General features: G+C 73.7%; 13 protein-coding genes. 2 read left to right on the top strand and 11 right to left on the bottom strand.

Annotation, left to right across the window (positions count from 1 at the left end; all coding sequences use genetic code 11):
• Window positions 1–46 precede the first annotated feature (46 nt).
• From IAI59_RS17935 to IAI59_RS17910, 6 genes are all read right to left on the bottom strand, one after another.
• The gene (locus IAI59_RS17935) at window positions 47–601 is read right to left on the bottom strand and encodes a chalcone isomerase family protein (RefSeq protein WP_207415747.1); all 555 of its coding nucleotides are present in this window, start codon (window positions 599–601) and stop codon (window positions 47–49) included.
• Window positions 598–1,005, bottom strand: coding sequence for a MauE/DoxX family redox-associated membrane protein (locus IAI59_RS17930; protein ID WP_207415746.1), 408 nt, complete (start codon window positions 1,003–1,005; stop codon window positions 598–600). Before IAI59_RS17930 ends, IAI59_RS17935 begins: the two co-directional genes overlap by 4 nt.
• Window positions 1,002–1,772: a DUF547 domain-containing protein gene (locus IAI59_RS17925; RefSeq protein ID WP_207415745.1), complete on the bottom strand. Its 771-nt coding sequence runs from the start codon at window positions 1,770–1,772 to the stop codon at window positions 1,002–1,004. Before IAI59_RS17925 ends, IAI59_RS17930 begins: the two co-directional genes overlap by 4 nt.
• A complete protein-coding gene (locus IAI59_RS17920) occupies window positions 1,766–3,184 on the bottom strand; it encodes a dihydrolipoyl dehydrogenase family protein (RefSeq protein ID WP_207415744.1) in 1,419 nt (472 codons plus the stop codon). The genes IAI59_RS17925 and IAI59_RS17920 overlap by 7 nt, the downstream gene beginning before the upstream one ends.
• The gene (locus tag IAI59_RS17915) at window positions 3,177–3,908 is read right to left on the bottom strand and encodes a TVP38/TMEM64 family protein (RefSeq protein WP_207415743.1); all 732 of its coding nucleotides are present in this window, start codon (window positions 3,906–3,908) and stop codon (window positions 3,177–3,179) included. Before IAI59_RS17915 ends, IAI59_RS17920 begins: the two co-directional genes overlap by 8 nt.
• Before the next feature lie 71 nt (window positions 3,909–3,979).
• Window positions 3,980–5,188, bottom strand: a complete 1,209-nt coding sequence (locus IAI59_RS17910; protein ID WP_207415742.1) for an NAD(P)/FAD-dependent oxidoreductase — start codon at window positions 5,186–5,188, stop codon at window positions 3,980–3,982.
• Between IAI59_RS17910 and IAI59_RS17905 the strand changes: the two genes are divergently transcribed.
• Together IAI59_RS17905 and IAI59_RS17900 are read left to right on the top strand one after the other, a co-directional pair.
• A complete protein-coding gene (locus IAI59_RS17905) occupies window positions 5,145–5,864 on the top strand; it encodes a TIGR04283 family arsenosugar biosynthesis glycosyltransferase (RefSeq protein ID WP_207415741.1) in 720 nt (239 codons plus the stop codon). The genes IAI59_RS17910 and IAI59_RS17905 overlap by 44 nt on opposite strands.
• Before the next feature lie 201 nt (window positions 5,865–6,065).
• Window positions 6,066–7,667, top strand: coding sequence for an ABC transporter substrate-binding protein (locus IAI59_RS17900; RefSeq protein WP_207415740.1), 1,602 nt, complete (start codon window positions 6,066–6,068; stop codon window positions 7,665–7,667).
• A gap of 48 nt (window positions 7,668–7,715) precedes the next feature.
• Here IAI59_RS17900 and IAI59_RS17895 read toward each other — a convergent pair whose 3' ends face one another.
• Genes IAI59_RS17895 through IAI59_RS17875 form a run of 5 tightly spaced genes read right to left on the bottom strand, consistent with a single transcriptional unit; the run spans window position 7,716 to window position 13,078 of the window.
• Window positions 7,716–9,245 carry an ABC transporter substrate-binding protein gene (locus tag IAI59_RS17895; RefSeq protein ID WP_207415739.1) on the bottom strand — a complete coding sequence of 510 codons (1,530 nt, stop codon included), beginning with the start codon at window positions 9,243–9,245 and terminating at the stop codon, window positions 7,716–7,718.
• Window positions 9,246–9,280: 35 nt separating this feature from the next.
• Window positions 9,281–10,126 (bottom strand): ABC transporter permease, encoded by an 846-nt coding sequence (locus IAI59_RS17890; protein WP_207415738.1) that lies wholly within the window; start codon window positions 10,124–10,126, stop codon window positions 9,281–9,283.
• Complete coding sequence (locus IAI59_RS17885) at window positions 10,123–11,067, bottom strand: ABC transporter permease (RefSeq protein WP_207415737.1); 945 nt, start codon at window positions 11,065–11,067, stop codon at window positions 10,123–10,125. Before IAI59_RS17885 ends, IAI59_RS17890 begins: the two co-directional genes overlap by 4 nt.
• Complete coding sequence (locus IAI59_RS17880; protein ID WP_207415736.1) at window positions 11,064–12,122, bottom strand: ABC transporter ATP-binding protein; 1,059 nt, start codon at window positions 12,120–12,122, stop codon at window positions 11,064–11,066. The genes IAI59_RS17885 and IAI59_RS17880 overlap by 4 nt, the downstream gene beginning before the upstream one ends.
• Complete coding sequence (locus IAI59_RS17875; protein WP_207416081.1) at window positions 12,119–13,078, bottom strand: ABC transporter ATP-binding protein; 960 nt, start codon at window positions 13,076–13,078, stop codon at window positions 12,119–12,121. The genes IAI59_RS17880 and IAI59_RS17875 overlap by 4 nt, the downstream gene beginning before the upstream one ends.
• Window positions 13,079–13,093 lie beyond the last annotated feature (15 nt).

Raw genomic sequence — 13,093 nt, 5'->3', positions numbered from 1 at the left:
TGTGGCTGGGCGGGCTGGCGGTGCTGGCGGTGTTTCTCCTGGCCGGTCAGCGCGCGGTGCCGAGCAGCCCGGCCCGCACCTCCGGCGAGGTCGCCGCCGGGCCGATGAAGGTGGCCAGCAGCAGCCGCCCGAAGGCCTCCCCCGGCACGCTGCCCAACGCCTGCCCGTCCACCAACACGGCGACCCCGGCGGGCGTGACCACGTAGGTCGTGCTGCCGCCGGCCCGCAGCGCCGGCGACAAAGCCAGAAAGCGTTCCACCTGGGCCGGTGTCACCGGGCAGGGGGCGGGGCAGTTCTCGTCCAGCAGCGCCCGCCAGGCGCGATGCACGTCGTCCCGCCCGACATCGCGCAGCGAGCGCATTTCCACCAGCTTGGGGCCGGGCTGGCGCAGCACCGCCTCCGCGGTCCTCGCCGGCTGCGCGAGGTAGAGCCCGGCCACATACACATGCACGCGGAAGATGCTGTAGGTGCGGAGCGCGATGCCGTTCAGCCGCAGCGTCACCCCCTCCGCCACGCGGCTGTCGGGCAAAACGACGCCATCCAGCTCCGCCGCGCGCAGCGGCGCGGCCAGCAACAGCAGCGCCAGCAGCAGCGCCCTCACGACCGCACCGCCAGGCGTGCCAGCAGCAGGGACAGCGCGATCATCGCCGCGTCCTCCAGCAGGGTGACGGGAGACAGCGGCCGCGCCCAGAACACCCCGAAGCAGCCGCAATTGGCGATCGGCAGGCCGCGCAGCAGCGCCACGGCGGCCCAGCCCAGGTACAGCGTGTGCAGCGCGGCGGACAGCAGCGCCGCCCGGCGCAGCGCGCGGCCCGAGGCCAGCCACGCGGCCAGTCCCAGTTCGCCCAGCACGACCGCCCAGGCGGCGGGTGCCAGCAGCGCCGGGGGCACCACGCGGTAGGTGGCCACCACCGCCGCAAAGCCCGGCATGTCGAGCAGCTTGGCGAGGCCGGTCAGCAGCAGCACCAGCGCGATCAGCGCCGCCAGCACCCGCCGCGCGGTCACGCCGCGCCGCCGCCGGGCTGCCGGTTGATGGTCCAGTCGTAGTCGAGAAAGGCGGTGCGGTATCCGGATGGCACCGGGGTGGCGCTGTAGCGGCTCACATAGGCCGGCAGGCTTGGCGCCCTGGCCAGGAAGTCCCGGGTGTAGAAGTCCAGGATCGCGGACACATGCATCTCCCGCGCGGCGTCGTCCACCCGCAGGTTGCGCGGCTCGGAAAAGAACAGCCGCGCCGCAGCATCCAGCTCGCCGTCCAGCCCCGGGCCGGTGAAGGGGACGCGCGGCAGGCGGGGGCAGGACACGACCATGCAGTTCAGCGCGAAATGCACCCGCTCCTCGCCCAGCGGGCGGATCACGTCGTTCTCGAAGTCGTAGAGCGAGATGGCCTGCCCGCCCACCACCAGCCGCGTCAGCTTGAAGAAGCCGACGCGGCCGAGCAGCGACAGCCGCTCCGGGATGCCGGCCCGCACCACGTTCCACATCGCCAACGCGTTGTAGGCGTTGATCAGATAGGCGATGCGCGCGGCGCGGTCCGCGATGCCGTCCGGCGCCGTCATGCCGACATGGGCGACATAGGCGTCGAGCGCCGCTGGCTGCCGTGCCAGACCGGCGAAGTCCACGCGCCCCCGCGCGTCCACCCGCTCCCGCAGCACCGCCGCCCAGGCGGCTTCCGGGTCGCCCGTCATCGCGGGGGGTGGGGGTTGCAGCGTGGCGCAGCCGGCCACCAACCCGCCCGCCAGAAGCGCGAAGCCGCGCCGCGTTGCCATCACCATGGCAGCCTCCCCAGGGTTCGCGCCGCCCACCGCGCGGGGCGGGAAAACAGTTGCTCCAGCGCCGGCACCCCCGCCGCGCGCTTGCCCGCCTCCGCCCGCGTCGGATAGGGCACCACCAGCCCGGCCAGGTCGCGCAGCGGCACCCTGGCGCCGATCGCGTGCGTCCACAGGCCGATCATCTCGCCCGCGTGGCGCCCGGCGATGCCAACACCGAGCAGCCGCCCGCCCGGGGTGGCGACCAGCTTGACCAAACCCTCCGTGCGGCCTTCCGCGATGGCGCGGTCGTTTTCAGCGAAGGGCCAGCGCAGGACCTGGACCTTGTGGTCGGCGGCGCGCGCCTCCGCCTCGGTCATGCCCACCTGGGCCAGCTCGGGATCGGTGTAGGTGACGCGCGGCAGCGCGCCGTAGTCCAGCTTGGCAGGCAGCCGGAACAGGATGCGCCGGGCCAGGATGCCGGCGTGCAAGCTGCCCACATGCGTCAGGTAGCGTGGCCCCAGTCCCTCCGGGTCCGCGATGTCGCCCGCCGCGAAGACCCGGCGGTTCGTGGTGCTGCGCAGCCCGGCGTCGGTCGCGATGCCGCGCGGCGTGGCGCGGATGCCCGCCGCCTCCAGCCCCAGGGATTCCAGGTTGGGCGTGCGGCCCACCGCGACCAGCAGGTGGCTGCCGGCCAGCCGCCGGCCATCCGCCAGCAGCAGCACGGCCCCGGCCTCGGCGGCCACCACCCGCGCATCCTCCAGGATGCTCACCCCGGCCTCGGCCAGCGCATCCCGCAGCACCGCCACCAGCTCCGGGTCCTCGCGCGCGCCGAGGCGCCCGCTGGTCACCACCGTGACGCGGCAGCCCAGCGCCGCATGCGCCTGTGCCATCTCCAGCCCGATGGCGCCGCCGCCGAGGATCAGCAGATGCGCGGGCTTTTCCTTCATGCCGAACAGCGTGGCGTTGGTCAGGAACGGCACGTCCTCCAGCCCGGGGATGGCGGGCACCGCCGCGCGGCTGCCGGCGGCGACCACGAAGCGCCGCGCCGTGATGCGCCGGCCCGCCACCTCCACCGCATCGGGCGAAACGAAGCGCGCCTCGGCGCGGATCACCTCGGCGCCCAGCGCGCGGTAGCGGTCCTCGGAATCCTGCGGCGCGATGGCGGCGATGGCGCCCTGCACATGCGCGCGCACCGCCGCCCAGTCCACCTCCGGCTCCGGCAGGCGGATGCCGAGGCGCCCGGCGCGGCGGGCCTCCGTTGCCGCATGGGCGGCGGCCAGCAGCGCCTTGCTGGGCACGCAGCCGGTGTTCAGGCAGTCGCCGCCCATCCGCTCGCGCTCCACCAGCGCGACGCGCAGGCCCATGCGGGCCGCGACATGGGTGATGGACAGCCCCGCCGAGCCGGCGCCGATCACCACGAGGTCGTGCTCAGCCATGCTTGCGGTCCTTCCAGCGCCGCCAGGCGACCGGCAGCAGCGACAAGAGCGCCAGCCCGAGCAGCGGCAACAGCACGGCGGGGCGCAGGATGACGGACAGGTCCGGCTGCCGCCCTTCCGCCAGCACGGCACCGACGCCCGCGCCGACCGAGGCGAAGACAAAGGTGCCGGGGATGATGCCGAGCAGCGTGGCGCCGGCGAAGGTCGGCAGCGGCATGCGCACCAGGGCGGGCGCCAGGTTGACCAGCCAGAAGGGAAACAGCGGGATCAGCCGCAGCGCCAGCAGGTAGGAGAAGCCATCCCGCTCCAACCCCGGCCGGATGCGGCCGAGCAGCGGCCCGGCGCGGCCAGCCAGCCAGTCGCCCAGCGAATGACGCGCCGCCAGGAACAGCAGGATCGCCCCCGCCGTGGCCCCCAGCACCGCGGAGGCGCCGCCGAGCCAGGTGCCGAACAGCAGCCCGCCCGCCAGCGTGATGACCACCGCCCCGGGCAGGGACAGTGCCGCCGCCGCCGCATAGGCCGCCACATAGGCCAGTGGCGCCAGCAGCGGGTGGGCCGCGACCAGAGCGCGAAGCTGTTCCTGCCGCGCGCCCAGCGCCTCGAAGGACAGAACACGGTGCAGCCCGGCGGCATAGGCGGCGCCGAGCCCGAGCAGGACCAGCAGCAGCGGCCAGACCCGGCCCCAGTGTCGCGCCGTGCCCCCAGGGGGCGCCCGCACCGTCATTCCCGCCCCGCCCCGCTGCCCGATACCGATATTACGCCCGGCGGGGCCGATCGGATGCCACGGCCCGCGGTTCAGCCACGCAGCCCGGCCAGAAAGCGGCGGTCCAGCCAGTCCTTGCAGCGCAGCGCCAGCCGCCCCCGCCAGCGCAGCGGCCCGTAGGACGCGAGCCCCGTGCCGTCGCCCAGGTTCATGATCCAAAGGTAGCGCCGGCGCGGCCGGAAGCGGCGCGGCGTGGTGCCCTCGGCGGCGGCCAGCAGGTTGTGCCCCAGCACGGGGGCCTGCCGCACCGCGAAGACCCCGGCGCGCGGCAGCGCGCCGCCGGCAAAGGCGATGCAGTCCCCCGCGCCATGCACGCGCGGGTCGGCGGGGGAACGCAGAAAGCCATCCACCAGCAGCCCGCCATCGGCGCCCACCGGCAGGCCCAGCCGGCTCACCAGCGGCTCCGGCCGCAACCCGGTCGCCACGGCGAGGATGTCGTAGCCCAGCGGGCCGTGGGTGGTGTCCAGCCGCGTGGCTTCCACGGCCGTCACCTGGCCGGGCCGGTGCCGGATGCCACGCCGGCCGAGCCCATCGAGCAGTCGCGCGGCGGCGGCGCCGGGCAGTTGCCGCAAGGGCCGCCCCTGCCCCGACAGCAGGGTGACCTCGGCCACGCCGCCGCGCCGGGCGGCGAGCCCGGCGATGCTGGCCGCCAGTTCGCAGCCGGTGATGCCGGCGCCGGCGACCACGACGCGCACCGGCCGCCCCGTGGCGAAGCGCCGCTCCAGCGCCTGCCGCAACGCCCACAGCCCGGCGATCGGCTTCACCGGGAACACCCGGTCCGGCCAGTCCGCCGCCCCCGGCAGCGGCGCCGTGCGGCTGCCGAGCGCCAGCGACACGGCATCGAACGGCAAAAGGCGGCCATCGGCCAGCCGCACGGCGGCGGGGTCCAGGCCCACGGCCTCGCCCCGCACAAAGCAGGCGCCGGCGCGGGCGGCGAGCGCCGCGACGTCCACCTGGTCCTCGGCCGGCGCGCGCTCGCCGTTCAACATGCCGGTCGCCAGGCCGGAATACCAGAACGGCCCGGGCGCCACGACGGTGAGCCGGTGGCCGCGCCGGCGGAACGCTTGCGCGTGGCGCAGCACCAGCAGGTGCGCGTGCCCCGCGCCGAGCAGGAGGATGTCTGCGCCGATGATCCCGCTCCCCGCCCCCGTGCCTAAGGCGCTATAGGGGCCGGACGCCGCATTCCCAAGGGAGCCGATGCCGCCCACCGCCGCGCCGCCGCCGCTCCGCCTGTCCGTCATTGTCCCGCTCGGCCCCGGCGAGGCGGAGGAAGGCCCGTTGCTGGACGCGCTGCGGGCGCTGCCGCCGGACAGCGAGGTGCTGCTGGTGCGCGCGGCTGGTGAAGCGCGGCCGCTCCCGCCCGGCTGGCCGCCGTCGCTGCCGCTGCGGCAGTTCGAGGCCCCGCGCGGCCGGGCGCGGCAGATGAACCGGGGGGCCGCGGAAGCGCGGGGCGAATGGCTGTGGTTTCTGCACGCCGACACCCGCTTCGGCCCCGGCGTGCTGCCGGCGCTGGAACACTTCCTGGCGCGGGGGGAACCGGCGCTGGGCTGGTTCGACCTCGCTTTCCGCGACGACGGACCGCGCCTCGCATGGCTCAACGCCTGGGGGGCCAACCGGCGTTCCGCCTGGCTGGGCATCCCATTCGGCGACCAGGGTTTCGTGCTGCCGGCCGAGGCGTTCCGGCGGCTGGGCCGTTATGACGAAGCCGCGCCCTATGGCGAGGACCACCTGCTGGTCTGGGCCGCGCATGGCCAGGGCCTGCCGCTGCGCCGCCTGCGCGCGGGCTTGTGGACCTCGGCCCGCAAATATGCCCGGCTGGGCTGGGGCGCCACCACCTGGCTGCACTGGCGACTGACGGCGGTCCAGGGCTGGCAAGCCTGGCGGGGCAACCGCCGGCGCCGGACCGGGACGCGCTGAGCGGAGAGGCCGCCACCAACCTTGTGCCGGCCGGAGGACGTCGCCGCATTGAGCCGGGGCCGCGACCCGGGCATGCTGGCCGGCCGACAGGCCCGGCCGCCCGGTGGCACGGGCGTTTCCGGCCACCGCCTGGCCGCACAGCCATCCGGGCACGCCACGCGCCGGCCTCGTCACCATGCTTTCGCCCTGAAGGACCAACGCATGATCCATCGACGCTCCTTGATCGCCGGCGCGGCCACCGCCGCCGGCCTCGCCGTGGCCGCGCCGTCGCGCTTCGCCATCGCGCAGCCGGCCCGGCAAAGGGTGCTGAAACTGGTGCCGCAGGCCAACCTGACCAGCCTGGACCCGGTCTGGACCACCGCCAACATCACCCGCAACCACGCCTACATGATCCATGACACGCTGTACGGCATGGATGCGGGCTTCACCCCCCGGCCGCAGCTGGCGGAAGGCGCGCTGGAAGAGGATGACGGCCGCACCGTCACCATCACCCTGCGCGACGGCCCGCGCTTCCACGACGGCGAGAAGGTGCGGGCGCAGGACGCGGTGGCCAGCCTGGACCGCTGGATGAAGCGCAGCCCGATGGGCCAGAAGCTCGCCGCCTTCGTGGACGAGCTGTCGGCGGTGGACGACCGCCGCCTGCGCTTCCGCCTGAAGCGCCGCTTTCCGCTGCTGCTGAACGCCCTGGCGCAGGTCAGCAACAGCCCGCCCTTCATCATTCCGGAGCGGCTGGCGCGCACCGACGCCTTCACCCAGATCCGCGACACCACCGGCTGCGGCCCGTTCCGCTTCAAGGAAGACGAGTTCAACTCCGGCAGCCTGGTGGTCTACGAGCGCAACGCCGCCTACAGCCCGACGCCCGCCGGCACGCCCAGCCTGACTGCGGGGCCGAAGCTGCCGAAGTTCGAGCGCGTCGAGTGGCACATCATCACCGACGCCTCCACCGCCGCCGCCGCGCTGCAAACCGGCGAGATCGACTGGTTCGAGCAGCCGCCGCCGGAGATCCAGCTGCTGCTCCGCCGCAACCGGCAGATCGCGATCGAGGCGATCGACCCGCTGCCGCTGGTGGGCGTCCTGCGCTTCAACCACCTGCACGCGCCGTTCAACGACAAGCGCATCCGCCAGGCGCTGCTGCCCGCGATCAGCCAAACGGACTTCATGAGCGCGGTGGTGGGCCCCGAGCCCGACATCTACATGGACAACGTCGGCGTCTTCACCCCCGGCACGCCGCTGGCGACCGCCGCCGGGCTGGAACCGCTGGCCGGGCCGCGCGACGTAGAGCGCGCCAAGGCCCTGCTGCGCGAGGCCGGCTACACCGACCAGCCGATGCGGCTGATCGGCCCCACCGACATCCTGGCGCCCACCGCCATGACCCAGGTGGCGGCCGACCTGGTGCGCCGGCTGGGCTTCAACGCCGACATCGCGCTGGGCGACTGGGGCACGGTGGTGCAGCGCCGCACCTCGCGCGAGCCGGTGGACAAGGGCGGCTGGAGCATGCTGCTCACCTCCTTCTCGTCCTTCGACTTCGCCGATCCTTCGGCGCATTTCCCGTTGCGCGGCAACGGCGCCGCCGCCTGGGTCGGCTGGCCGGACATGCCGCGGCTGGAGCAGCTGCGCGACGAATGGTTCGTGGCGCCCGACGCCGCCGCGCAGAAGACCATCGCGGAGCAGATGCAGCGCATCGTGATGGATGAGCTGCCCTACATCCCGGTCGGCGCCTACAAGTCCATGACGGCGATCAACCGTAACCTGAAGGGCCGCGTGCCGGGCTTCGCGATCCTGTGGAACCTGGAGCGGACCTGACCGCCCCGGGCCGGGCGCGGAGGGAGCAGCCCTCCCTCCGCGCCGCGCCTAGCCGAGCTTGGCGTCGTACAGGCGGAACACCGCGTCCGGGTACTGCGTCCAGGACAGCCGCGCGGAGGAGGCCTGGATGATCGCGTCGAAATGCAGGAACAGCATGGGGCAGTTCTCCAGCAGCACCTGCTGCGCCTGCTTGTAGAGCGTGGCGCGTTCCGCCTGCCCGGCCACGGCGCGGGCCTGCTGCAGCAGCGTGGTCAGCCCGTCATCCGCGAAGCCCGCGAAGTTGTTGGGCCCGTCCTTGGTGAAGTAGTTGAACATGTTGCCGTCCGGGTCGTAGCGGCCGGACCAGGGCGCCATGCACAGGTCGAAATCGCGCTGGCGCAGCACCGTGATCAGGCTGGTCGCGTCGATCTGCCGCACTTCCACCTTGAAGCCCGCCGCCCCCGCCTGCGCCTGCAGGATCTGCGCGATGCGCACCATGGCGGGCGAGTTGGTCACCGTGATGGCCACCGGCACGGGCGTGGCAACGCCCGCCTGCTGCAGGAGCGCCTTGGCGTCCTCCGGCTTACCGCCGCGCGGCGCCACGCTGCTGTCGAAGGCCCAGGGCACGGCGGGCGACAGCGGGCCGGCGGCGGGGCGGCCGGTGTCGAAATACACCACGCGCTGGATCACCGCCGGGTCGACCGCGGCGGCAAAGGCCTGGCGCACCCGCTTGTCGTTGAACGGCGCGCGCGTGCAGTTGAAGGCAAAGGCGTTGAAGCCCAGGCTCGGGGTCTGCGACACGCGCAGCGCCGCTTCCCGCCCCAGCGCCGCCACGGCCTGCGGCGGCACGCTGTCGATCAGCTGCAGCGTGTTGCTGCGCAGGTTGGCCAGCCGCACCGTTTCATCCGGCAGCGGGCGGTACACCAGGCGGTCGAAGCCGTGCGCGGTGCCGCGCCAGTAGCCGTCGAACTTTTCCAGCACCAGCTCGGAATTCTTGGTCCAGCTCGCCAGCTTCCACGGCCCGCAGCCCACCGCGCGGGCGGCGAAGTCGGCGCCGAGCGCGCGCACGGCGGTGGGCGAGACCATCATGCCCGCGCGGTTGGTCAGCACCAGCGGCAGCGGAGCGTAGGGGGCGGACAGGCGGATCTCAAAGGTCAGGGGCCCGGTGACGGCGACCTCGCGCAGCGGCCCGAACTCGGTGCGGCGGATGGAGCCGACGGCGGGGTCGAGATACCGGTCGATGTTGGCCTTGGCGGCTGCGGCGTCCAGCACCGTGCCGTCATGGAAGGACAGGTTCTCCCGCAGCGTGAAGGCGTAGGTCTGCGTGTCCGGCTGCGTGACGCTGGCGAGGCCGGGGGAAACGCTGCCATCGGGCGCCGCGACCAAGAGCGTCTCGTGCAGGTTGTAGAGTACCTGGTTCTCGAAGAAGGAACCGGAAAACGCCGGGTCCAGCGTCACCGGGTCCGACACCACGCCGATGGACAGCGTGCGGGCGGCGCCCTGCGCCCGGGCGGGCAGCGCCAGCGCGGCGGGCAGGGCTGCGGCCCCCGCCAGCAGGCCGCGACGGCCGAGGGTCAGGCGGTCAGGAAGTTCGGGCATGCGGAGGCTCCGTCAGGCAGGGGTTGCGGGAAGCGTCAGTCGCGCGGGTCCAGCCGGTCGCGCACCCCGTCGCCGAGCAGGTTGAAGCCCAGCACGGTGAGAAAGATGGCGAGGCCGGGAAACCATGCGAGCCACGGCGCCTGGTCCAGGAAGCCGATGGCGTCGCGCAGCATGTTGCCCCAGCTCGGCGTCGGCGGCTGCACGCCGAGGCCGAGAAAGGACAAGTAGGATTCCGTGATGATGGAAGAAGCCAGCAGCACCGAGGCCTGCACCAGGATGGGCGACAGCGCGTTGGGCAGCACAGCGCGCCACAGGATGGTCATGGAGCCGAAGCCCAGCGCCTCTTGCGCCTTGACGTAGTCGAGCCCCCGCAGCGCCAGCGCCTGCCCGCGCGCCACGCGCGCCAGCACCGGCAGGTTGACCGCCGCGATGGCGATCACCGTGTTGCCGAGCGAGGCCCCCAGCGCCGCCGTGACGCCGAGCGCCAGGAGGATGCCGGGAAAGGCCAGCAGCACGTCCATGACGCGCATCACCAGCGTGTCCACCCAGCCGCCCAGGAACCCCGCCAAGAGCCCCAGCGTGCCGCCGATGACCAGCGCGGCGGCGACGCTGGCCAGCCCCACCAGCAGCGAGACGCGGGCGCCGGCCAGGATGCGCGACAGCGTGTCCCGCCCCAGGTCGTCGGTGCCCAGCGGATGGGCGCCGCCGGGGGGTGCCAGGGTGGCCAGGAAGTCCGGCGCTTCCGGCCCCGGCAACGGCAGCAGCGGCGCCAGGAGGGCACCCAGCAGCGCGAGCCCGATCAGCACCATGCCGGCCACCGCGCGCGGGTCACGCAACAGGCGGCGCCACACGGGGGCGCGGTCGTGCAGGCCAGCGCTCATCCGCGGCTCCTGAGGCGGGGGTCGAGCACGGTGTAGAGCAGGTCGGTCAGCAGGTTGATCAAGACGAACAGCGTGGCGGTGACCAGGATGGCGCCCTGCACCACCGGCACGTCGCGGGCGAAAATGGCATCCACCGTCAGCTTGCCGATGCCGGGCCAGGAGAACACGCTTTCCGTCACCACCACGCCGCCCAGCAACTGGCCGAGCTGCAGCCCCACCAGCGTCACCACCGGCATCAGCGCGTTGCGCAGCGCGTGCCGCCACACCACGCGGCGGCCGGGCAGACCCTTGGCGCGGGCGGTGCGGATGTAGTCGGCGGACAGGACCTCGATCATCGCGGCGCGGGTCATGCGCATGGTGGCGGCCGCCATGGCGGCGCCCAGCGTCAGCGCGGGCAGTGCTAGGTGGCGCAACGCTTCCACCGGGTCCGCCAACAGCGGCACATGGCCGGAGGAGGGCAGGATGGGCAGCGCGATGGAAAAGCCCATGATCAGCAGGATACCCAGCCAGAAAGAGGGCAGCGACAGCCCGCACAGCGCCACCAGCGTCGCCGCGAAGTCCGCCACGCCATTGCGCCGGGTAGCGGCCACCACGCCGGCGGGAATGGCGATGAGGAGCGACACCAGCAGCGCCGCCAGGGCGAGCTGCAGCGTCGGCACCAGCGCATCCCCAATCATCGCCAGCACGGGGCGCCCGGTCTGGATGGAGCGGCCGAGATCGCCCTGCAGCACCTGCCAGAACCAGGCCAGGAAGCGCAGCGGCAGCGGCTGGTCCAGCGCGTACTTCGCGCGCAGCGTGGCGATGGCGGCAGGGTCCGCCTCCAGCCCCAGCATCGCCGTCACCGGGTCCCCCGGCACGCTGGCCAACAGCGCGAAGGACAGCACGCAGATGCCGAACAGCACCGGCAGCAGCGCCAGCAGGCGCCCGGCGATCATCCTCATGCGGCGTCTCCGGCGTCAGCGCGGTTGCGCGCGGCGCGATAGGCGCCGATGCGGGCGGCGAGCGGTGTGGCGGCCGGCGGCGCCGCGTCCAGCAGGATGAAGGGCGGCAGGGCTTCCGCGAAGTGGCAGGCGGCCCGGTGGGTCGCGGCAATCTCGCGCAAGGGCGGCTGCGGCTCCTCTCGGCACACCGCCTGCGCCGCCGGGCAGCGGGCGGCGAAGCGGCAGCCGGGGGGCGGGGCGGCGGGGTTGGGCGGCTCGCCCGCCAGCGCGGCATGGGCGCGGGGGCCGGTGTCGGTGCGCGGGGCGGCTTCCAGCAGAGCACGGGTGTAGGGGTGGCGCGGGTCAGCGAAGAGGGTCTCGGCCGTCCCCGCCTCCACCACCCGCCCGGCATAGATCACCGCCACATGGTGGGCCAGGTGGCGCACCACCGCGAGGTCGTGGCTGATGAAGACCAGCGCCAGCCCGTCCTCGTGCTGCAGGTCCTGCAACAGGTTCACGACCTGCGCCTGCACCGAGACATCCAGCGCCGACACCGGCTCGTCGCAGACAATCAGCTCCGGCCCGACCGACAGCGCGCGGGCGATGGCGATGCGCTGCCGCTGCCCGCCGCTGAACTGGTGCGGCAACCGGTCGAGCTGCGCGGGCGACAGGCCGACGCGCTCCATCAGCGCGCCGGCGCGGCGCTCCGCCTCGGCACGGTCGCACAGCCGGTGCAGCAGCATGGGCCGCACCAGCGCGTCGCGGATACGCTCGCGCGGGTTCAGCGAGCCGTAGGGGTCCTGGAACACCACCTGCACGCGGCGGCGCATGTCGCGCAGCGCGGCGCCGCGCAGCCCGCGCAGGTCAGTGCCGTCCAGCAGGATGCGGCCCTCATCCGCTTCCTCCAGCCGCAACAACAGGCGGCCCAGCGTGCTCTTGCCGCAGCCGCTTTCGCCGACGATCGCCAGCGTTTCGCCGCGCCTGAGCGTCAGGTCGATGCCGTCCACCGCCCGCAGGCTGCGGCCGCCGGGCAGGGGGTAGGCGCGGTGGAGGTTCTCGGCGCGCAGCAGGGTCATGCCAGCGCCTCCACCGGCGCGCGCCAGCAGGCGACGTGGTGGCCCGGGCCAAGCTCGCGCAGCGGCGGCGTTTCGGCGCATTCGGGTGCCGCAAAGGGACAGCGGGTGGCGAAGCGGCAGCCCACCGGCATCTCGCCCGGCGCCGGCATGCGGCCGGGGATCGGCTCCAGCCGGTCGGCGGTGCCGGACAGCGCCGGCATCGCCGCTAGCAGCGCCAGCGTATAAGGGTGCTGCGCGTCGGCGAACAGGGCGGCGGCCGGCGCGCGCTCGACAATGCGGCCGGCATACATCACCGCCACCTCGTCCGCGATCTCGGCCACCACGCCAAGGTTGTGGGTGATGAACAGGATGCCAGTGCCGTGCTGTTCCCGCAGCGCCGCCAGCAGCGCCAGGATCTGCGCCTGGATGGTGACGTCCAGCGCCGTGGTCGGCTCGTCAGCGATCAGCAGTGCGGGCTCGCATGCCAGCGCCATGGCGATCATCACCCGCTGCCGCATGCCGCCCGAAAGCTGGTGCGGATAGCTGTCCAGCCGCTTCTCGGGCGCCGGGATCTGCACCTGCCGCAGCACCTCCAGCGCGCGGGTCCGCGCCTGCGCGCCCGACAGGCCGCGATGCACCCGCAGCGCCTCCCCCACCTGGTCGCCGATGGTAAACACCGGGTTCAGTGAGGTCATCGGCTCCTGGAACACCATGGCCATGCGGTTGCCGCGCAGCCGCGCCATGCCGCGCTCGTCCAGCCCGGCGATGTCGTCGCCCTCGAAGCGCAGCGTGTCCGCGCGGATGGCGTATTGCCCCGGCGCCAGCAGGCGCATCAGCGCCATGGCGGTGACACTCTTGCCCGAGCCGCTTTCCCCCACCACGCAGGTGATGCGCCCGGGATAGAGCGTGAGCGACACGTCCTCCACCACCCGCACGCGCCGCGACGCCGGCCCGAGGTCGACGCTGAAGCCCGCCATCTCCAGCACGGGCGC

Origin of the sequence: Roseomonas haemaphysalidis (assembly GCF_017355405.1) — a bacterium.
Classification (GTDB): domain Bacteria; phylum Pseudomonadota; class Alphaproteobacteria; order Acetobacterales; family Acetobacteraceae; genus Pseudoroseomonas; species Pseudoroseomonas haemaphysalidis.
The sequence above is the reverse complement of the archived record's forward strand: the minus strand, read 5'-3'. Positions and strand labels throughout refer to the sequence as shown.

Excerpts from the sequence above, each read along its gene's own strand:
- IAI59_RS17925 (WP_207415745.1), bottom strand. The coding sequence starts at position 1,772 with ATGGTGATGGCAACGCGGCGCGGCTTCGCGCTTCTGGCGGGCGGGTTG.
- IAI59_RS17920 (WP_207415744.1), bottom strand. The coding sequence starts at position 3,184 with ATGGCTGAGCACGACCTCGTGGTGATCGGCGCCGGCTCGGCGGGGCTG.
- IAI59_RS17915 (WP_207415743.1), bottom strand. The coding sequence starts at position 3,908 with ATGACGGTGCGGGCGCCCCCTGGGGGCACGGCGCGACACTGGGGCCGG.
- IAI59_RS17905 (WP_207415741.1), top strand. The coding sequence starts at position 5,145 with ATGCCGCCCACCGCCGCGCCGCCGCCGCTCCGCCTGTCCGTCATTGTC.
- IAI59_RS17910 (WP_207415742.1), bottom strand. The coding sequence starts at position 5,188 with ATGACGGACAGGCGGAGCGGCGGCGGCGCGGCGGTGGGCGGCATCGGC.
- IAI59_RS17900 (WP_207415740.1), top strand. The coding sequence starts at position 6,066 with ATGATCCATCGACGCTCCTTGATCGCCGGCGCGGCCACCGCCGCCGGC.
- IAI59_RS17895 (WP_207415739.1), bottom strand. The coding sequence starts at position 9,245 with ATGCCCGAACTTCCTGACCGCCTGACCCTCGGCCGTCGCGGCCTGCTG.
- IAI59_RS17890 (WP_207415738.1), bottom strand. The coding sequence starts at position 10,126 with ATGAGCGCTGGCCTGCACGACCGCGCCCCCGTGTGGCGCCGCCTGTTG.
- IAI59_RS17885 (WP_207415737.1), bottom strand. The coding sequence starts at position 11,067 with ATGAGGATGATCGCCGGGCGCCTGCTGGCGCTGCTGCCGGTGCTGTTC.
- IAI59_RS17880 (WP_207415736.1), bottom strand. The coding sequence starts at position 12,122 with ATGACCCTGCTGCGCGCCGAGAACCTCCACCGCGCCTACCCCCTGCCC.
- IAI59_RS17875 (WP_207416081.1), bottom strand. The coding sequence starts at position 13,078 with ATGGCGGGCTTCAGCGTCGACCTCGGGCCGGCGTCGCGGCGCGTGCGG.